At 73.3% G+C, this 18120-nt stretch carries 22 protein-coding genes; 7 read left to right on the plus strand and 15 right to left on the minus strand.

What is annotated here, in order from left to right; all coding sequences use genetic code 11:
• Nucleotides 1–233: 233 nt before the first annotated feature.
• From trpA to hisI, 9 genes are all read right to left on the minus strand, one after another.
• A complete protein-coding gene (gene trpA, locus DTL70_RS16400) occupies nucleotides 234–1046 on the minus strand; it encodes a tryptophan synthase subunit alpha (RefSeq protein WP_114022684.1) in 813 nt (270 codons plus the stop codon).
• The gene (gene trpB / locus DTL70_RS16405) at nucleotides 1043–2281 is read right to left on the minus strand and encodes a tryptophan synthase subunit beta (RefSeq protein WP_114022685.1); all 1239 of its coding nucleotides are present in this window, start codon (nucleotides 2279–2281) and stop codon (nucleotides 1043–1045) included. Before trpB ends, trpA begins: the two co-directional genes overlap by 4 nt.
• Before the next feature lie 136 nt (nucleotides 2282–2417).
• Nucleotides 2418–2570, minus strand: a complete 153-nt coding sequence (trpM, locus tag DTL70_RS35135) for a tryptophan biosynthesis modulator TrpM (protein ID WP_369126522.1) — start codon at nucleotides 2568–2570, stop codon at nucleotides 2418–2420.
• Nucleotides 2571–2574: 4 nt separating this feature from the next.
• Nucleotides 2575–3384, minus strand: coding sequence for an indole-3-glycerol phosphate synthase TrpC (gene trpC, locus DTL70_RS16410; RefSeq protein ID WP_114022686.1), 810 nt, complete (start codon nucleotides 3382–3384; stop codon nucleotides 2575–2577).
• 210 nt (nucleotides 3385–3594) lie between these two features.
• Nucleotides 3595–4014 carry a DUF2752 domain-containing protein gene (locus DTL70_RS16415; protein ID WP_245979410.1) on the minus strand — a complete coding sequence of 140 codons (420 nt, stop codon included), beginning with the start codon at nucleotides 4012–4014 and terminating at the stop codon, nucleotides 3595–3597.
• A gap of 23 nt (nucleotides 4015–4037) precedes the next feature.
• Nucleotides 4038–4322, minus strand: a complete 285-nt coding sequence (locus DTL70_RS16420; protein WP_114022687.1) for an HGxxPAAW family protein — start codon at nucleotides 4320–4322, stop codon at nucleotides 4038–4040.
• A gap of 153 nt (nucleotides 4323–4475) precedes the next feature.
• Nucleotides 4476–5258 (minus strand): TIGR02234 family membrane protein, encoded by a 783-nt coding sequence (locus tag DTL70_RS16425; protein WP_114022688.1) that lies wholly within the window; start codon nucleotides 5256–5258, stop codon nucleotides 4476–4478.
• Entirely contained in the window at nucleotides 5255–6772 is a 1518-nt protein-coding gene (locus DTL70_RS16430; RefSeq protein WP_114022689.1) for an anthranilate synthase component I, read from the minus strand. The genes DTL70_RS16425 and DTL70_RS16430 overlap by 4 nt, the downstream gene beginning before the upstream one ends.
• A 37-nt stretch (nucleotides 6773–6809) precedes the next feature.
• Entirely contained in the window at nucleotides 6810–7166 is a 357-nt protein-coding gene (hisI, locus tag DTL70_RS16435; protein ID WP_114022690.1) for a phosphoribosyl-AMP cyclohydrolase, read from the minus strand.
• 110 nt (nucleotides 7167–7276) lie between these two features.
• Between hisI and DTL70_RS16440 the strand changes: the two genes are divergently transcribed.
• Together DTL70_RS16440 and DTL70_RS16445 are read left to right on the plus strand one after the other, a co-directional pair.
• Nucleotides 7277–7909 (plus strand): TIGR03085 family metal-binding protein, encoded by a 633-nt coding sequence (locus DTL70_RS16440; RefSeq protein WP_114022691.1) that lies wholly within the window; start codon nucleotides 7277–7279, stop codon nucleotides 7907–7909.
• 91 nt (nucleotides 7910–8000) lie between these two features.
• Nucleotides 8001–9230 (plus strand): serine hydrolase domain-containing protein, encoded by a 1230-nt coding sequence (locus tag DTL70_RS16445; RefSeq protein ID WP_114022692.1) that lies wholly within the window; start codon nucleotides 8001–8003, stop codon nucleotides 9228–9230.
• 28 nt (nucleotides 9231–9258) lie between these two features.
• On the opposite strand, the gene DTL70_RS16450 is transcribed toward DTL70_RS16445, so the two are convergent.
• Together DTL70_RS16450 and DTL70_RS16455 are read right to left on the minus strand one after the other, a co-directional pair.
• Nucleotides 9259–10068 carry an SAM-dependent methyltransferase gene (locus DTL70_RS16450; RefSeq protein WP_114022693.1) on the minus strand — a complete coding sequence of 270 codons (810 nt, stop codon included), beginning with the start codon at nucleotides 10066–10068 and terminating at the stop codon, nucleotides 9259–9261.
• 66 nt (nucleotides 10069–10134) lie between these two features.
• Nucleotides 10135–11037: a LysR family transcriptional regulator gene (locus DTL70_RS16455; protein ID WP_114022694.1), complete on the minus strand. Its 903-nt coding sequence runs from the start codon at nucleotides 11035–11037 to the stop codon at nucleotides 10135–10137.
• A gap of 96 nt (nucleotides 11038–11133) precedes the next feature.
• Between DTL70_RS16455 and DTL70_RS16460 the strand changes: the two genes are divergently transcribed.
• Genes DTL70_RS16460 through DTL70_RS34325 form a run of 5 tightly spaced genes read left to right on the plus strand, consistent with a single transcriptional unit; the run spans nucleotide 11134 to nucleotide 15732 of the window.
• A complete protein-coding gene (locus tag DTL70_RS16460; RefSeq protein ID WP_114022791.1) occupies nucleotides 11134–11904 on the plus strand; it encodes a succinate dehydrogenase cytochrome b subunit in 771 nt (256 codons plus the stop codon).
• On the plus strand, nucleotides 11904–13862 hold the full coding sequence (locus DTL70_RS16465) for a fumarate reductase/succinate dehydrogenase flavoprotein subunit (RefSeq protein WP_114022695.1): 1959 nt from the start codon (nucleotides 11904–11906) through the stop codon (nucleotides 13860–13862). The genes DTL70_RS16460 and DTL70_RS16465 overlap by 1 nt, the downstream gene beginning before the upstream one ends.
• Complete coding sequence (locus tag DTL70_RS16470) at nucleotides 13859–14599, plus strand: succinate dehydrogenase/fumarate reductase iron-sulfur subunit (RefSeq protein ID WP_114022696.1); 741 nt, start codon at nucleotides 13859–13861, stop codon at nucleotides 14597–14599. The genes DTL70_RS16465 and DTL70_RS16470 overlap by 4 nt, the downstream gene beginning before the upstream one ends.
• A gap of 21 nt (nucleotides 14600–14620) precedes the next feature.
• Entirely contained in the window at nucleotides 14621–15388 is a 768-nt protein-coding gene (locus tag DTL70_RS16475; RefSeq protein ID WP_114022697.1) for a class I SAM-dependent methyltransferase, read from the plus strand.
• The gene (locus tag DTL70_RS34325) at nucleotides 15385–15732 is read left to right on the plus strand and encodes a hypothetical protein (protein WP_245979411.1); all 348 of its coding nucleotides are present in this window, start codon (nucleotides 15385–15387) and stop codon (nucleotides 15730–15732) included. Before DTL70_RS16475 ends, DTL70_RS34325 begins: the two co-directional genes overlap by 4 nt.
• Before the next feature lie 64 nt (nucleotides 15733–15796).
• Here DTL70_RS34325 and DTL70_RS16485 read toward each other — a convergent pair whose 3' ends face one another.
• The 4 genes from DTL70_RS16485 to priA are packed head-to-tail and all read right to left on the minus strand — an operon-like array spanning nucleotide 15797 to nucleotide 18078.
• Complete coding sequence (locus DTL70_RS16485; protein ID WP_114022698.1) at nucleotides 15797–16156, minus strand: DUF6463 family protein; 360 nt, start codon at nucleotides 16154–16156, stop codon at nucleotides 15797–15799.
• A 19-nt stretch (nucleotides 16157–16175) separates the two neighbouring features.
• On the minus strand, nucleotides 16176–16934 hold the full coding sequence (gene hisF, locus DTL70_RS16490) for an imidazole glycerol phosphate synthase subunit HisF (RefSeq protein ID WP_114022699.1): 759 nt from the start codon (nucleotides 16932–16934) through the stop codon (nucleotides 16176–16178).
• A complete protein-coding gene (locus DTL70_RS16495) occupies nucleotides 16931–17353 on the minus strand; it encodes a RidA family protein (RefSeq protein ID WP_114022700.1) in 423 nt (140 codons plus the stop codon). The genes hisF and DTL70_RS16495 overlap by 4 nt, the downstream gene beginning before the upstream one ends.
• Nucleotides 17350–18078 (minus strand): bifunctional 1-(5-phosphoribosyl)-5-((5-phosphoribosylamino)methylideneamino)imidazole-4-carboxamide isomerase/phosphoribosylanthranilate isomerase PriA, encoded by a 729-nt coding sequence (priA, locus tag DTL70_RS16500; RefSeq protein WP_114022793.1) that lies wholly within the window; start codon nucleotides 18076–18078, stop codon nucleotides 17350–17352. The genes DTL70_RS16495 and priA overlap by 4 nt, the downstream gene beginning before the upstream one ends.
• Nucleotides 18079–18120: the final 42 nt, after the last annotated feature.

Genomic DNA, 18120 nt, shown 5'->3' on the forward strand with positions numbered 1-18120 from the left:
ACCTGAGGACTTCACCCGAAAGATAGAGAGTTGCCCAGGGCCTTTCCCGCGAAGTCGCCGGGCCGTCTCCGGCTATGGAGGGAACGTTCTCTCCCTGCGGGGGCTCCTAATAGGGGGGCGGAGCCCCCACCACGGCCGAGAGCACCCTCACGAAAGAAGGGGAAGACCATGTCGCCAGGGACGGGGGCACACGTGGCGGACGCACATGGCGCGCGTCCGCCACGCGCGGCGGATCAGCGCCGGACGCTCTCGGCCAGGGCCGTTGCCAGCTCGCGGACGTCCGCGAGCCCCGATTGCAGGTCCTCCGCGGCCAGCAGCCGTTTGACGAACGCCGAGCCCACGATCACGCCGTCGGCGAAGGTGGCGACCTCCGCGGCCTGCGCGGGGGTGGAGACACCCAGGCCGACGCAGACCGGCAGGTCGGCGCCGGCGCGGACGCGGGAGACCAGCTCCCGCGCCTCCGCACCGACGGACTCGCGGGTGCCGGTGACGCCCATCAGGGACGCCGCGTAGACGAAGCCGCTGCCCGCCTCGGTGATCCTGGCCAGGCGCGCGTCGCGGCTGCTGGGGGCGACGACGAAGACCGTCGCGAGGCCGGCCCGCTCGGCGGCCTTGCGCCAGCCGTCGGACTCCTCGACGGGCAGGTCGGGCAGGATGCATCCGGCGCCGCCCGCGGCCGCCAGCTCCTCGGCGAAACGTTCGGCGCCGTACCGGTCGACGGGGTTCCAGTAGGTCATGATCAGCACCGGCTTGCCGGTGGCGGCGTGCGCCTCGCGGACCGTGCGGATCACATCCGCGATCCGCACACCGCCTTGGAGGGCGATGGTGTCGGCCGTCTGGATGACGGGCCCGTCCATGACGGGGTCGCTGTGCGGCAGCCCGACCTCGACGACGTCGCAGCCGCTCTCCAGGAGCGCCGTGCAGGCCGCGATGCCCCCGTCGACGGTGGGGAAGCCGGCGGGCAGGTAGCCGACGAGCGCGGCCCGGTTCTCGGCCTTGGCGCGGGCCAGGGTCTGCTCCAGCAGTGCGATGTTCCCGCTGCTCATTTCTGGTCCTCCCCGTCGTAGAGGCCGAAGTAGCGCGCGGCCGTGTCCATGTCCTTGTCGCCGCGTCCGGAGAGGTTCACCAGGACGAGGGACTCGGGGCCCAGCTCCCGGCCGAGGTCGAGGGCGCCCGCGAGCGCGTGCGCGCTCTCGATCGCCGGGATGATGCCCTCGGTCTCCGAGAGCAGCCGCAGTGCGCGCATCGCCGCCTCGTCGGTGACGGGACGGTACTCGCCGCGCCCGCTGTCCTTGAGGTAGGCGTGCTCGGGGCCGATGCCCGGGTAGTCGAGCCCGGCGGAGATCGAGTAGGGCTCGGTGATCTGCCCCTCATCGTCCTGGAGGACGTAGGAGCGCGAACCGTGCAGGATGCCGGGCTCGCCCGCCGTGAGGGTGGCGGCGTGCTCGCCGGAGTCCACGCCGTGCCCGGCCGCCTCGAAGCCGACGATCCGCACGTCGGTGTCGGGCAGGAACGCGTGGAAGAGGCCGATCGCGTTGGAGCCGCCGCCCACGCAGGCCGCGACGGCGTCGGGGAGCCGTCCGGTGCGCTGAAGGATCTGGCGGCGCGCCTCGACGCCGATGACGCGGTGGAAGTCGCGGACGATCTGCGGGAAGGGGTGCGGGCCCGCGACGGTGCCGAACAGGTAGTGGGTGCGGTCCACGTTCGCCACCCAGTCGCGGAACGCCTCGTTGATGGCGTCCTTGAGGGTGCGGCTGCCCGAGGTGACGGGGACGACCTCGGCGCCGAGCATCCGCATGCGGGCGACGTTCAGCGCCTGGCGCTCGGTGTCGATCTCGCCCATGTAGATGGTGCACTCCAGGCCGAAGAGGGCGCAGGCGGTGGCGGTGGCCACGCCGTGCTGGCCCGCGCCGGTCTCGGCGATGACGCGGGGCTTGCCCATGCGCTTGGTGAGCAGCGCCTGGCCGAGCACGTTGTTGATCTTGTGGGAGCCGGTGTGGTTGAGGTCCTCGCGCTTGAGGAACACCCGGGCGCCGCCCGCGTGTTCGGCGAACCGCTTGACCTCGGTCAGGGCGCTGGGGCGGCCCGTGTAGTCGACGAGCAGTTCGTCGAGCTCGGCGGCGAAGGCGGGGTCCGCCTTGGCCTTCTCGTACTCCGCGGCCACCTCGTCGACGGCGGCGACGAGGGCTTCGGGGATGAACTTTCCGCCGAACGCGCCGAAGTAGCCGGCGACGTTGGGACTGTGACCCTCCGGGTCCGGGATGAAGTAGTCGGATGGCATGCCGATGCTGCTCCTTGGTGTGGGCTGACGCCGATGTCCTGGCCCCGCTCGTGCCCGTGCCCGGTGAGCCGGTGGCCCGCACGGTCCGGGGAGTGGGGTCCCCCGGACGGCGTCCGGGGGAGGGAGGGGTAAACAGTCAGCGCCATCGGCGGCCGCGGATCACACCGGGCTCGCAACCGATGTGGTACCGCACCGAGCGCCCCCGCACCCGCCGCGCGGGGGCACGGCACCCGCGCGGCCTGCACCCGCGCGCCAGCGCGAGGGAGCACAGGGAGACGGAGGCGGTCACGGTCTCAGCCCCTGCCGTGCCTCAGGGCCGGGTGCGCGCCGGCCGCGACCAGGTCGGAGACGGCCGTCTTGGGGTCCTTGCCGGTCACCAGGGACTCCCCCACCAGCACGGCGTCGGCGCCCTCGTTCGCGTAGGCGATCAGGTCGTGGGGGCCGCGCACGCCGGACTCGGCGACCTTGACGACGTGGTCGGGGATCTCCGGGGCGATGCGGGTGAAGTTGCCCCGGTCGACCTCGAGGGTCTTGAGGTTGCGCGCGTTGACACCGATGATCTTGGCTCCGGCGTCGAGGGCCCGCTCGGTCTCCTCCTCGTCGTGGACCTCGACCAGCGGCGTGAGCCCGATGGACTCGGCCCGCTCGATGAGGGAGACGAGCGCTTCTTGTTCGAGCGCGGCGACGATCAGCAGGATGACGTCGGCACCGTGCGCGCGGGCCTCCCACAGCTGGTAGGAGGAGAAGATGAAGTCCTTGCGCAGCACCGGGATGTCCACGCGGGCGCGGACAGCCTCCAGGTCGGCGAGTGAGCCGCCGAAGCGGCGGCGTTCGGTGAGGACGGAGATGACGCCCGCGCCGCCCGCCTCGTAGTCGGCGGCGAGCCCGGCGGGGTCGGCGATGGCGGCGAGCGCGCCCTTGGAGGGGCTGGAGCGCTTGACCTCGCAGATCACCCGGACGCTGTCGCCCTTGAGCGCGGCGAGCCCGTCCTTGGCCTGGGGCGCTCGGGCGACACGCTCTTTGAGCTCGTCGAGGGTGACGCGCGCCTGCCGCTCGGCGAGGTCCTCACGTACGCCTTCGATGATCTCGTTGAGCACACTCACCGAGCGACCTCCTTGCTGGCTGGGTTTGGCTGGCTGACGGGGCCCTCTCCGGCGGACGAGGGTGGTCAGGTGGGGCACTGCGATGGTATCCGCCGGTGGACGGAGGTCTCGCATCCGGTTGCACCGAATCCCACATAGCGGACAAAACGAGGAGGGGTCCGCATTGCGGGTGACGGCCTCGTCACCAGGGGTCAGACGCGCCGGCGCGGCTCACGGGGTCAGCGCCGCCCCCAAGGGCGTGTTCCGGACAACCGTGAACGCCGCCAGCAGCACCCCCGCGGCCCAGGCGTGCCACACCCGGGGCCGCACCGGGAAGGCGAAGGGACGCGCCCCGGCGGCCCGGACGCTCCAGTACAGCCAGCCGAGAGCGAGGACGGCGAAGAGGAGCACGGCCGCCGCGTTCGCGCCCAGCGCGGTGGCCACGTCACCGTGCGCGACGGCGTGGGCGCTGCGCAGCCCGCCGCAGGCAGGACAGTAGAGCCCGGTGGCGGCCAGGAAGGGGCAGGGCGGGTAGTGCCCCGGCTGGTTCGGGTCGACGGCGGCGACATACACGAAGGCCGCGCCCACCGCGGCGAGGGAGCCGAGGGGCGCGGCCAGCCGCGGCACCGCGCCGGTCAGGCGGTGCCGCACCGTCGCGGCGTACTGCCGTTGCCTCAGGAGTGCGCCTTGGCGTGGGGCTCGTGGGTCCTGCGCGCCTCGTCGTGCTGCTGCTTGTGCGCCCGGGCCTGCTCGGCGTTCATGCCCTTCGACTTCGCCTGGCCCAGCCCCATCGCGCTCATGACGCCGCCGACCACGGCGGCCAGCAGGAGAAGGGCCAGCCCGGCGATCACACCGGCAGGCTGCGCCATCACCGTGAAGACGGAGGCAACGCAGAAACCGACGAAGGCGATGAGCACGCCGGTCCAGGCGGCCGGGGTGTGTCCGTGGCTGTGCGCCATGAATACTCCTTGAGTCACAACGTGAAAGAGGGCCACCGGGCCCGTTGCCTGCTCATTCTCCCCCTTCCACGCACCGGCGACAGCACGGGGGTCGCCCGTGCGGGCCACACGGGGTTCACCGGGCGTCCGCGCGCCCCTTCGGGCGCCCGTGGTTCAGGCGGTGCCGTGCGTGGGGTCCTCGCCGCGGTCCATGGCCTTCCACAGGTCCTCGGGGCGGTCGGGGTCGACCCGCTGCGCCCGGGTGGCCCGCTGCCGCAGGGGCACGCGCTCGTAGCGGGCGCTGCCCGACATGGAGGGCCAGGTCCGCCCGTAGCGCAGGGCGAGCAGGCCGGCGAGCAGCAGCAGCGCGCCGCCCGCGGCCGAGACGTAGGGCCAGGCGGTGACGTCGACGGCGCCGATCCCGCTGTCCGTCAGGCCGCTGGTCTTGGCCGCCTGCTCGGTCAGCGGCGCGGTGTCGTCCGCGCCCAGCAGCGCGGCGGCCATGACGGCGCCGCCGCAGACGGTGAGCAGCCCGGCGACGAGGTAGCGCCCCAGGCGGCGTACGGCGAAGACGGCGAGGAGCGCGGCGAGGCCGACCAGGGCGAGCGCGCTGGGCAGGCCGGTGACGTCACCGCCCTCGGCGCTGACGGGGACCGTGCCCTGCGCGAACGCGGCGCTCGACTCGCTCCACGTCTGTCCCGCGGCGACCAGCGCGAGCGCGGCGCCCACCGCGCCGCACAGCAGCGCCGCCGCGAGCGCGACGCGGGGCGCGCGGGAGCGCGCGCCACCGGCGCCGGGGGCCGCGGTCCCGGTGTCGGGGGCCGCGGCCTCGGCCTCGGCGGCGGGAGTACCGGCGTCGGCCTCGGCCGCCGGGGTGCCGGTGCCGGCCTCAGCGGCCGGGGTGCCGGTGTCGGCCGGGTCCGTCTCGGCGTCCGGGGCGGGGGGTGGAGAAGTCACGCTTCCACGCTACCCCCGAGCCGTTCGGCCGTTCGGACCGCCCTCAGTACGGCCGCGGCCTTGTTGGCGCACTCGGTGTCCTCGGCCGCAGGTTCCGAGTCGGCGACGACGCCCGCGCCCGCCTGCACGTACGCCACCCCGTCGCGCAGCAGTGCGGTGCGGATGGCGATGGCGGTGTCGGAGTCGCCGGCGAAGTCGAGATAGCCGACACATCCGCCGTAGACACCGCGCCTGGTCGGCTCCAGCTCCTCGATGATCTGCAGCGCCCGCGGCTTCGGCGCCCCCGACAGGGTGCCGGCCGGGAAGCAGGCGGTCAGCGCGTCGAACGCCGTACGGCCCTGGGCGAGTTGTCCCGTGACGGTGGAGACGATGTGCATGACGTGGCTGTAGCGCTCGATCGACATGAAGTCGACGACCTCGACGCTGCCGGGCTCGCACACCCGCCCCAGGTCGTTGCGGCCCAGGTCCACCAGCATCAGATGCTCGGCCCGCTCCTTGGGGTCGGCCAGCAGTTCCTCCGCCAGCGCCGCGTCGTCGCCCGGGGTGGCGCCACGCGGCCGCGTGCCCGCGATGGGGTGCATCATGGCGCGCCCGTCCTCGACCTTGACCAGCGCCTCGGGGCTGGAGCCGACGATGTCGAACCCGTCGAAGCGCAGGAGGTACATGTACGGGCTGGGGTTGGTGGCACGCAGCACCCGGTAGACGTCCAGCGCGCTCGCACCGCAGGGGGTCTCGAAGCGCTGCGAGGGCACCACCTGGAACGCCTCGCCGCCGCGGATGCGCTCCTTGATGTCCTCCACCCAGCCCCGGTAGGTGGCGCCGCCGGACCTGGCGTCGATGTCGGGGAGTTCGGACGGCGGGAGGGAGACGGGGGCGACCGGTGCGGGGCGGGCGAGGTCGGCGGCCATCGCGTCCAGCCGGCGCACGGCGTCGGCGTGCGCCTCCTCGACCCCGGTGTCCAGGTCGTTGTGGTTGATCGCGTTGGCGATCAGCAGCACCGTGCCGTCACGGTGGTCGAGCACGGCCAGGTCCGAGGTGAGCAGCATGGTCAGCTCGGGCAGGTCGAGGTCGTCGATGGTGTCGGGGTGGTGGCCCACCTTCTCCAGCCGCTGGACGATGTCGTAGCCGAGGTAGCCGACCATGCCACCGGTGAACGGCGGCAGGTCTCCGGCCTCGTGCAGGTCACGGGGGGTGTGCAGGGCCTCCACGGTCGCGCGGAGCGCGGCCAGCGGGTCGCCGTCGACGGGCACGCCCACCGGCGGGGTGCCCTCCCAGTGCGCCCGGCCGTCCCGCACGGTCAGCGCGGCGTCGCTGCGTACGCCCACGAAGGAGTACCGCGACCAGGTGCGGCCGTTCTCCGCCGACTCCAGCAGGAAGGTGCCGGGGCGCTCGGCGGCCAGCTTGCGGTACAGGGCGATGGGGGTGTCGCCGTCGGCCAGCACGCGGCGGGTCACGGGGATGACCCGCCGGTCCGTGGCGAGCCTGCGGAACGTTTCGAGGTCGGGCGCCGTCATGGCCCCTCACCCTACTGGCAGGCGCGGCGCCTCCCGTTCAGCCGTGGGACAGCAGCACATCGGCGTCGAAGCACGTCCGCTCGCCGGTGTGGCAGGCGGCGCCGATCTGGTCGACCTTGAGCAGGACGGTGTCGGCGTCGCAGTCGAGTGCGACGGACCTGACCCGCTGCACGTGTCCCGAGGTGTCGCCCTTCACCCAGTACTCCTGCCTGCTGCGGCTCCAGTAGGTGGCACGCCCCGAGGTCAGGGTGCGGTGGAGCGCCTCGTCGTCCATCCACCCCAGCATCAGCACCTCCCCGGTGTCGTACTGCTGGGCGATCGCGGGGACGAGGCCGTCCGCGTCACGCTTGAGGCGGGCGGCGACGGCGGGGTCGAGGGAGCTGCGCTGGGACATGGCTCCATTGTCGCGCACCCACCCTGTCCCGCACTCCCCGCGGCAGCGGCCGCGGACACGCCTCGCGCACAGCCGGGCACTCACCGCGTGCCCGCCGTACCCTGGCGGACATGTCGACCCATGCGAAGCGAGAACGACTCCTTTTCGCCGATCTGTTGGAGACGCACGGCCCCGAGGCCCCCACGCTGTGCGAGGGCTGGCGCACCCGCGACCTGGCGGCGCACGTCGTCGTGCGGGAGCGCCGCAGCGACGCCGCGGGCGGTCTGCTGATCAAGCCGCTCGCCGCCCGGCTCGAACGGGTGCAGGCCGAGTTCGCCGCGAAGCCGTACGACGAGCTGATCCAGCTCATCCGCACCGGGCCGCCGCGGGTGTCGCCCTTCGCCCTCAAGCAGGTGGACGAGGCGGCGAACACGGTGGAGTTCTTCATCCACACCGAGGACATCCGCCGCGCGCAGCCCGACTGGGCGCCGCGCGAGCTGGACTCCGTGTTCGAGGACGCGCTGTGGCGCCGTCTGGAGACCGCGGCGCGGATGTACGGCCGCAAGTCCCCCGTCGGTCTCGTGCTGCGGCGGCCGAACGGGCAGACCGCCGTCGCCCACCGCGGCACCCCCGTCGTCACGGGTGTGGGGGCCCCCTCGGAGCTGCTGCTGCTCGCCTCGGGCCGCCAGGAGCACGCCGACGTCGAGCTGGACGGCGAGAAGGAGGCCGTCGACCGCCTGCGCCAGGCGAAGCTCGGCATGTGAAAGAACCCCGAGAGGCCAACCAGGGGCGGGGCAGGGGGAGTTCAGGGTCGCCCCCGATGGAGGGACGGCCACGGCCCGGGAGCGTGGAGACATGTTCTCCTCGCCTTCTCGTCTCTCCCGCCGCCTCCCCTCCCGCAGAGCCCTGCTCACCGGTGTCGCCGGCGGCGCGGCGGCGGCCGCCGTCGGCACCCCGGCGCCGGGCGCCGTCGCCGCGCCACCCCCGGCCGGGGCGAGCGGTACGACGCTTCCGCCGCCCGTCGGGCGGGCGTTGCGCGCGGCGCTCGACGACCTGGCGCACCCCCGCTCGTCGGGCGCTCAGCTGCGCGTCAGCGGGTCGGCGGGCCGCTGGTACGGGACCTCCGGCGTGGCGGATCCGGCCACCGGGCGGCCCATCGGGCTGAACGACAAGGTGCGCGCCGGCAGTGTGACCAAGGCGTTCGTGGCGACGGCGGCGTTGCAGCTCGCCGAGGAGGGACGGCTGGAGCTGCGCACCCCCGTCCGGGACCACCTGCCCGACCTGCTGCCGGAGCGGTTCGGCGCCGTCACCGTCGCGCAGCTGCTCGACCACACCAGCGGCCTGCCCGACCACGTGGGCCTTCCGGACATGAGCACGCCCGAGGCGGTGGTGCGGCACCGCTTCGACCGGTGGACCCCGCGGCAGATCGTGGAGACGGTCACCGGCGGTGAGCTGAAGTTCGCGCCGGGCACCGCACAGGAGTACCGCGGCATCAACTACGTGCTGGCCGCGCTGGTGATCGAGCGCGTGACGGGGCACCCCTACGGCATCGAGATCCGCGACCGCGTTCTGCGTCCGCTGCGCCTGGGCCACACCTCCTTCCCCTCGGCGCAGGGGAACGAGCGGCGGCTGCGCGGTCCGCACGTGCACGGCTGCCTGGAGATGAGCGACGGCTCGCTGGGGGACGTCACCGTATGCGACTCGTCCCGCTCGTGGGCGGACGGCGAGATCGTCTCCAGCTCCGGCGATCTGCACCGCTTCCTGACGGCGCTCTTCTGCGGGGCGCTGCTGCCCGAGCGGCAGCTGCGGAAGATGTTCACGCTGCCGCCTCGGCACGTGCGGATGGTCGACGGCAGCCCGGCCCGCTACAGCACCGGGCTGCAGACCGCCACCGTGAACGGCGTCACCCTGTGGGGCAAGACCGGCGAGCGTTACGGCTACGCCACCGCCGTGTTCGCCACCTGTGACCAGCGGCTGCGGCTGGCGTGGACGTTCAGCCCCGTCGAGCTGGGGGCCGACCCGTCACCGATGAGCCAACGGATCGCCGAGGCGGCGACGGGGGCGCTGGCGGACGCACAGCGGTGACGGGTCCTGCGGGCGTGGCCTGTGGTGCTCACGGCTTGCGGCCGAGGCCGCCGTAGAGCGGGGAGAACGCGGTGGCGCCCGCGCCCTGCGCCTCGGGCCGCCACAGCGGGCACGAGACGAGGCCGGGCTCGACCAGCTCCAGGCCGTCCAGGAACCCGGCCACCTGCTCGGGGCTGCGCGGCCGGTAGGGCACGGCGCCGCTGCGGTTGTAGTCGGCCAGGCCCTTCACGTAGCGGGGGTCGGTGTCGGTGCCGTCGCGGACCGCCAGGTAGCTGCCGGAGGGCAGGGCTTCCACCAGCCGCCGCACGATCGAGATGGCCCCGTCGTAGTCGGCCACGTGCGCCAGGATGCCCATGAGCATCACCGCGACGGGCCGGTCGAAGTCGAGGGTGCGGGCGGCCTGCCGCAGGATCGTCTCCGGGTCCTCGACGTCGGCCTCGATGTAGTCGGTGGCGCCCTCGGGGCTGCTGGTGAGCAGGGCGTTGGCGTGGGCGAGCACCAGGGGGTCGTTGTCGACGTAGACGATCCGGGACTCCGGGGCGGCCCGCTGGGCGACCTCGTGGGTGTTGTCGACGGTCGGCAGCCCCGTCCCGATGTCGAGGAACTGGCGGATGCCCGCCTCCTCGACCAGGTAGCGCACGGTGCGTCCGATGAAGTGCCGTCCGACGCGGGCGAGGGTCACGATGTCGGGGAAGACGGCCCGGATGCGTTCGCCCGCCTCGCGGTCGACCTCGTAGCAGTCCTTGCCGCCGGTCCAGTAGTCCCAGATCCGCGCCGAGTGCGGCACGGAGGAGTCGATCCGGTCCGCCCGGTCCGCCTTGCGAGAGGCATCCGCCATGAGTGAACTCCCGTTCGTCTGCGTTGCTGCCCCCAACCTATGCCGTCGACCGCGCGCTGTCGTGTGTCAACTGCCCGTTCTGGACGCCGTCGTCAGCCGCTCGGTCAGGATGTGCTGGAGTTCGCCGGCCGCGCGGGTCGGTGAGACGTCGCCGCGGTGGGCGACGGAGATGGTGCGGTGGAGCCCGGGGGACGCGAAGCGGGTGACCCGCAGCCCTGAGCGGGCCGCGACCATGCTGGGCACGACCGCCAGCCCGAGACCCGCCCGCACGAAGCCGAGCACGGCGTCCATCTCGCCGCCCTCCACGCCGAAGACCGGCTCGAACCCGGACTCGCGGCAGGCGGCGACCGTCAGCTCCCGCAGGTCGTAGCCGCGCCGGAACATCGCCAGCGGGCGGCCCCGCAGGTCCTCCACGCGGATGCGGGAGCGGCGCACCGGCGCGGGCTCGTCCGACGGGGAGACGACGACCAGTTCCTCCCTGAGCAGTTCGAAGGTGCTCAGCACGGGCCCCTGCCCGGCGAGCGGGGTGATGATCAGCGCCAGGTCCAGTTCGCCCTCCGCCAGTACCCGCACCAGGTCCTGGGAGCCGTCCTCGTGGACGACCAGGTCGACGCCCGGGTAGCGGTCGCGGAAGGCGCGCAGCACGTCGGGGACGACGCTGGCGCACAGGCTGGGCGGGGCACCCAGGCGCACCCGGCCGCGGCGCAGCTGCGCGACCTCCTGCACCTCGCGGCGTGCGGTCTCGGTGTCGGCCAGCACCCGGCGGGCCATGGGCAGCAGGGCGGCTCCCGCGTCGGTGAGGGAGATGTGGCCGCGCGCCCGGTGGAAGAGCTCGGCGCCCAGTTCCCGCTCCAGTGCGCGGATCTGCTGCGAGAGGGAGGGCTGGGCCACGTGCTCGCGCTGGGCCGCGCGCGTGAAGTGGCGGGTGTCGGCGACGGCCACGAAGTAGCGGAGCTGCTGGAGCTGCATGGGTCCAGGATACGGAACCGCGATAGCCAGCACCTATGGTGCACAGCCGTTTCATGTCTTGGACTGATGCCCGAGTGCTTCCCTACCTTCGTGGCCATGGCGACGGCGACGCGCACCCCTCCCTCCCCCACCACCCCACAGACCGCCCCGGGGACCACTCCACGGACCACTCCGCCCCGGCGGCCGCGGCGGGGCGGCCTCCTGCGGACCCTGTGGGGCTCCACGATCGGCAAGAAGGCGGTCATGGCGGTCAGCGGGCTGGTCATGCTGGCCTACCTGGTCGCGCACATGCTCGGGAACCTGAAGGTGTTCTTCGGCCCGGACGACATGAACGGCTACGCTCACTGGCTGCGGACCCTCGGTGAGCCGGTGCTGCACCACGGGTGGTTCCTGTGGGTGGTGCGGGTGGTGCTGCTTACGGCCGTCGTCCTGCACGGCGTCTGCGCCTGGCAGCTCAGCCGGCGCGACCTCGCGGCCCGCCCCGTCGGCTACCGGCACCGGCGGCACCGCGCGAGCTACGCGACCCGCACCATGCGCTGGGGCGGGATCATCCTCGCCCTGTTCCTCGTCTGGCACCTGCTGGACCTGACGACGGGCACCGTCAACCCGCGCGGCCAGGCAGGACACCCCTACGAGAACATCGTCGCCGGGTTCGGCACCTGGTACACGAACGTCATCTACTGCGTCGCCATGCTCGCCGTCGGACTGCACGTCCAGCACGGCTTCTGGGGCGCGGCGCAGACCCTGGGCGTGACCCGGCCCGGCCTCGCGCGGCTGTGCAAGGGCGGCTCCACGGTGCTCGCCGTGGTGCTCACCGCTGGCTTCCTGTCCGTACCCCTCGGCGTCATGACCGGATTGGTGGAGTGATGAGCACCCCGTACACCCGCTATGCGACCGGCGCCCCCGTCGCCGACACCAAGGCACCGGAAGGTCCGATCGACCAGCGCTGGACCCGGCGCCGCTTCGAGGCGAAGCTGGTCAACCCGGCCAACCGGCGCAAGCACACCGTCATCGTCGTCGGCACCGGACTGGCGGGCGGCTCGGCGGGCGCCACGCTGGCCGAGGCCGGCTACCACGTGGTGCAGTTCTGCTACCAGGACTCCCCGCGCCGCGCCCACTCGGTCGCCGCGCAGGGCGGCATCAACGCGGCGAAGAACTACCGCAACGACGGCGACTCCGTGTACCGCCTCTTCTACGACACGGTCAAGGGCGGCGACTTCCGCTCCCGCGAGTCGGGCGTGCACCGGCTGGCTGAGATCTCCACCGCGATCATCGACCAGTGCGTCGCCCAGGGCGTGCCGTTCGCCCGGGAGTACGGCGGGCTGCTGGACACCCGCTCCTTCGGCGGCGTACAGGTCTCCCGCACCTTCTACGCCCGCGGCCAGACCGGACAGCAACTGCTGCTGGGCGCCTACCAGGCACTCTCCCGGCAGATCGCCGCCGGCAACGTCGAGATGCACCCGCGCACCGAGATGCTGGACCTGCTCGTCATCGACGGGCGGGCCCGCGGCATCGTCGCCCGGGACCTGCTCACCGGCCGCGTCGACACCTACGTCGCGGACGCCGTGGTGCTGGCGACCGGCGGCTACGGCAACGTCTTCCACCTGTCCACCAACGCCAAGAACTCCAACGCGACCGCGATCTGGCGGGCGCACCGCAGGGGCGCGTACTTCGCCAACCCCTGCTTCACCCAGATCCACCCCACCTGCATCCCCCGCTCCGGCGACCACCAGTCGAAGCTGACGCTGATGAGCGAGTCGCTGCGCAACGACGGCCGCGTCTGGGTGCCCAAGGCGCCCGGCGACGCGCGCACCCCGCAGGACATCCCCGAGGACGAGCGGGACTACTACCTGGAGCGCCTCTACCCCTCCTTCGGCAACCTGGTGCCCCGCGACATCGCCTCCCGCGCCGCGAAGAACGTCTGCGACGAGGGGCGGGGAGTGGGCCCGGGCGGACAAGGGGTCTACCTCGACTTCGCGGACGCCCTCGCCCGGATGGGGCGGGCGGCCGTCGAGGAGAAGTACGGCAACCTCTTCGAGATGTACGCGCGCATCACCGCCGAGGACCCCTGGACGCGGCCCATGCGCATCTACCCGGCCATCCACTACACGATGGGCGGGCTGTGGGTGGACTACGACCTGATGACGACGGTCCCCGGGCTGTTCGCCGTCGGCGAGGCCAACTTCTCCGACCACGGCGCCAACCGGCTCGGCGCCTCCGCGCTCATGCAGGGCCTGGCCGACGGCTACTTCGTCCTCCCGGCCACCCTCGGCGACTACCTGGCCCGCCACCCGCACAACGACCGCACGGACCCCGGCGAGAACCACCCGGCGCTCCACGAGGCGACCCGCGCGGTCACCGACCGCCTCCACACGCTGCTGTCCACCGGCGGCGACCGCACCCCCGAGTCCTTCCACCGCGAGTTGGGCGCGCTGCTGTGGGACCACTGCGGCATGTCCCGCACGGAGGAGGGGCTGCGCAAGGCCCTGGAGCGCATCCCCGAGCTGCGCGCCGAGTTCTGGCAGCGGGTCAGGGTGCCGGGATCCGGCCAGGCCCTCAACCAGTCGCTGGAGAAGGCCAACCGGGTCGCCGACCATCTGGAGCTGGCCGAACTCATGTGCCTGGACGCGCTGCACCGCACCGAGTCCTGCGGCGGCCACTTCCGCGAGGAGTCCCGCACCGCGGACGGCGAGGCCGCGCGCAGGGACGAGGAGTTCGGCTACGTCGCCGCCTGGGAGTTCACCGGCGCCGGCCGGGCGCCCGTACTGCACCCCGAAGCCCTCCACTTCGCCCACGTCCACCCCACCCAGCGGAGCTACACGTGAACCTGACCCTGCGGATCTGGCGGCAGCCCGGCGCCGACGCGCCCGGCGAGATGGTCACCTACGAGGTGGACGGCATCTCCCCCGACATGTCGTTCCTGGAGATGCTGGACACGCTCAACGAGAGACTGACCGCACGCGGCGAGGAACCGGTCGCCTTCGACCACGACTGCCGTGAGGGCATCTGCGGCGCCTGCGGCATGGTCATCAACGGCCGGGCCCACGGCCCGGAGCGCACCACCGCCTGCCAGCTCCACATGCGCCACTTCGCGGACGGCGACACCGTCGACATCGAGCCCTGGCGCGCCGCCGCGTTCCCCGTCGTACGGGACCTGGTCGTCGACCGCTCCGCCCTCGACCGGGTCGTCGGCGCGGGCGGCTACATCACCGCACCGACCGGATCCGCCCCCGAGGCGCACGCGACCGCCGTACCGAAACCCGCAGCCGACGCCGCGTTCGCGCACGCCGAGTGCATCGGCTGCGGCGCGTGCGTGGCCGCCTGCCCCAACGGCTCGGCCATGCTGTTCACCTCCGCCAAGGTCAACCACCTGGGCGCGCTGCCGCAGGGGGCACCCGAGCGGGAGAGCCGGGTGCTGGGGATGGTCGAGCAGATGGACGCCGAGGGGTTCGGCGGCTGCACCCTGGCCGGCGAGTGCGCCACCGCCTGCCCCAAGGGCATCCCCATGCCGTCGATCGCCGCCATGAACAGGGAGTACCTGCGGGCCGCCGCGCGACGGTGAGGCACCTACACTCGGGGCACGATGAGTGATCCTTCGCGCCCCACCCTTCCCGAGCTGGCCCGCCAGGCCCTCTCCTCGGTGCAGCACGGCTACGACCTGCTGGCGCCGAAGTTCGACCACACGTCCTACCGCACCCCCGAGGCGGCCCTGGACGCCGCGGCCGAAGCCCTCGCGCCGCAGGGCCCGTTCGGTGACGGCCTCGACCTGTGCTGCGGCACCGGCGCGGGCACCCGGGTGCTCCGCCGGGTGTGCGGCGGGCGCACCGTGGGCGCGGACTTCAGCGCGGGCATGCTCGCGGAGGCCAGGTTCCGGTGGGCGACCGAGCCTCACCCCGCACCGCACTGGGTGCGCGGTGAAGCCCACGCGCTGCCGTTCCGCCCGGGAACCTTCGACCTGGTCGTCAGCTTCGGCGCCTTCGGGCACTTCCTGCCGGCGGAGCGGCCGCACCTGTTCGGCCAGGTCCGCGAAGTGCTCCGCGAGGGCGGCACGTTCGCGTTCCCGCTCGCCGCCCCGCCGCGCCCGGGGACGGCGGCCTACTTCTCGCTTCTCGGCTTCGACGCGGCGATGCGCGTCCGCAACGCCGTGTGGCGGCCGCCCTTCGTCATGTACTACCGCACCTGGCCGCTGGCCGCCGTCCGCCGTGACCTGGACGAGGCGGGCTTCGACGTCGCCCTGCGGGCGCTGCCCGCGCTGGGCCGGCGCGAGGACGGCTCCCCGCGCTGCCGGCTCCTCGTCGCGACCAGACGGCCTGCCACGGCCGGCACAGCACCGAAGAAGGGAACCCCGTGACCGAGAAGGAGGCCCGGAGCGAGCTCCGGGCCGAGACAGGGACCGAGACGCTGCCCCCCGAGCCCGACCGGGAGCCCACCGAGGCCGCCCAGCCCACCGAGGCCGCCCGTGGCGCCGAGGACGACGCCTGGTGGTCGGGCATGGGACCGGTCGGCGGCGCCGTCTTGATCGTGCTCGGCTCCGTCGGCGCGCTGTTCCTCTTCCTCGGCCCGTGGCAGCCCGACGACCACCTGGGGATCGCCTTCGGCTTCGCCAAGGTCGTGGCCGTCGGCCTGGTGGTGGCGGGCACGACCCTGCTGAGCCGGCGACGCGGCACGGACGGTGCGGACGGCGAGGAGGCCTGAAAAGCCGCGCAGGGGCCGGCGGGGCCCCCGGGGCCCCGCCGGAGCCAGAGCCGCAGGAAGAGCGCTACCCGCGCCGCGACCTGCGCAACGCCTCGCCGCCGAGACCCAGCAGCGCCCAGAATCCGCCCTTGGGCATCGCCGCGGCACCCACCGCGCCCACGCCCAGCAGCGTGGCGCCCGCGGCGCGTTGCGCGGCGGTGTCACCGTGCTCCTCGGCCGAGCGCAGCAGCCGGCCGCCCATCCACAGGGCGGGTGCCGCGGCCAGGAACCAGAAGGCGGCGGCGCGATCGCCGCGCTCGGGCACGGAGCCGACCACCCCTGCACGCGCCATGTCCGCGAGCACGTCGCGGTAGAGCGCCGCGCCGATCGTCCCGTGTCCGACCGCGGTCGCCTGGACCCACCACCCCACCGAACGTCGCCTCATGGAGCGATCGTAGGCGCTTTCAGCGCACGGGGCAGTCCGCCTCGCGCAGGGTCTGCTTGACCTCGCCGATGCGCAGGTCGCCGAAGTGGAAGACGGAGGCGGCCAGTACGGCGTCGGCTCCGGCGCCGATGGCGGGCGGGAAGTGGTCGAGGCGCCCGGCGCCGCCTGAGGCGATGACCGGGACGGTGACGTGTTCGCGGACGGCGGCGATCATCTCGGTGTCGTAGCCGTCCTTGGTGCCGTCGGCGTCCATGGAGTTGAGCAGGATCTCCCCGGCGCCCAGTTCGGCGGCGCGGTGGGCCCACTCGACGGCGTCGACGCCGGTACCGCGCCGTCCGCCGTGGGTGGTGACCTCGAATCCGGTGCCCCCGGTGCGGCGCCGCGCGTCGACGGAGAGCACCAGCACCTGGCGGCCGAACCGTTCGGCGATCTCCCGGATGAGCTCGGGGCGGGCGATCGCGGCGGTGTTGACGCCGACCTTGTCGGCGCCGGCGCGCAGCAGCCTGTTCACGTCCTCGGGGGTGCGGACGCCGCCGCCGACGGTCAGCGGGATGAAGACCTGCTCGGCGGTGCGCCGTACCACCTCGTAGGTGGTCTCGCGGTCGCCGGAGGAGGCGGTGATGTCGAGGAACGTCAGCTCGTCGGCGCCCTCGGCGTCGTAGACCTTCGCCATCTCCACGGGGTCGCCCGCGTCGCGCAGGTTCTCGAAGTTGACGCCCTTGACGACCCGCCCCGCGTCGACGTCCAGACAGGGGATGACTCGGACGGCGAGGCTCATGCCTGTGGTGCTCCTTCTGCTGCTGGGTCCGGCTGCGCCCGGTACGCCTCGACCTCCACCTCGACCACGAGGCTGGGGTCGACGAAACCGGAGACGATGACCATCGACGCGGCCGGGCGCACCTCGCCGAACAGTTCCTTGTGGGCGCGGCCGACCTCCTCCACGTCCCGTGTGTGGGTGAGGAACATGCGGGTCCGCACCACGTCCTCGGCGCCCAGGCCGAGCCCCTTGAGGGCTTCCAGGGCGACCGAGAACGCGTTAACCGTCTGCTCGTAGGGCCCGCCCTCGGCGATCACCCCGTCCACCACCGAGCTGCAGCCCGCCACCAGGACCAGCCCGTTCGGCAGTTCCACGGCACGGGAGTAGCCGAACCGCTCCTCCCAGGGACCGCCGGACGCCACTCGGTGTGTTCCGGTCATCGGGCAACCGCCTCCAACGCCTCTTCCAGGGTGAACGCCTTGGCGTAGAGCGCCTTTCCCACGATGGCCCCCTCGACACCTTCCGGCACCAGAGAGGCGATCGCCCGCAGGTCGTCGAGGCTGGACACGCCGCCGCTGGCGACGACGGGCCGGTCGGTGCGGGCGCACACGTTCCGCAGCAGCTCCAGGTTGGGGCCCTTGAGGGTGCCGTCCTTGGCGATGTCGGTGACGACGTAGCGGGCGCAGCCCTCGGCGTCCAGGCGGGCCAGCGTCTCGTACAGGTCGCCGCCGTCGCGGGTCCAGCCGCGGCCGCGCAGGGTGGTGCCGCGCACGTCGAGGCCGACGGCGACCGCCTCGCCGTGCTCGGCGATGACCTTGGCGACCCACTCGGGGGACTCCAGCGCCGCGGTGCCCAGGTTGACGCGGCGGCAGCCGGTGGCCAGCGCCGCCTCGAGGGAGGCGTCGTCGCGGATGCCGCCGGACAGTTCGACCTTCACGTCCATCGCGCGGGCGACCTCGGCGATCTGCGCGCGGTTGTCCCCGGTGCCGAACGCGGCGTCCAGGTCGACCAGGTGCAGCCACTCGGCACCGGACCGCTGCCAGGCCAGGGCCGCCTCCAGCGGATCGCCGTAGGAGGTCTCGGAACCGGACTCGCCGTGGACGAGACGGACGGCCTGGCCGTCCCGGACGTCGACGGCGGGCAGAAGCTCAAGCCGGTTGCTCACGGCGCTCTCGCTCTCAAGGCTCTCGGCGCCGACGGAGGTCGG

Origin of the sequence: Streptomyces diacarni, from assembly GCF_003323715.1 — a bacterium.
GTDB lineage: Bacteria > Actinomycetota > Actinomycetes > Streptomycetales > Streptomycetaceae > Streptomyces > Streptomyces diacarni.